General features: G+C 56.0%; 1 protein-coding gene. It reads right to left on the reverse strand.

What is annotated here, in order from left to right:
• On the reverse strand, positions 1-318 hold a 318-nt coding region (locus F8C76_RS19660; protein WP_211372226.1), incomplete at both ends, for a TonB-dependent receptor.

Raw genomic sequence — 318 nt, forward strand, 5'->3', positions numbered from 1 at the left:
ATCAACCATTAACAACGTTGAGCTACTGCCCGTACCCCGCAAATAAACACTGGTGGCCTTACCGAAGGCACCATTACCGGTGATATCCACGCCGGGCTGGCCTCTTAGCATCTCGGTAATATCGTGGGGCTGACGCTCGCGTAATTGCTTCTCATCGAGCACCGTTACCGAGGCCAATGACGCCTCTGTAGTATGGCTGGCCAGCGTAGGCGTGACGACCACGGGATCGAGCATAGAAACGCGCAGAACAGCAGCATCAAGCGGTGAAGATTCCGCGTAGGCAAGCAAGGGCCACGCACACAAAGACATCGCAGCACA

It is taken from the genome of Flagellimonas olearia (genome assembly GCF_009184425.1).
Classification (GTDB): Bacteria; Bacteroidota; Bacteroidia; order Flavobacteriales; family Flavobacteriaceae; genus Flagellimonas; species Flagellimonas olearia.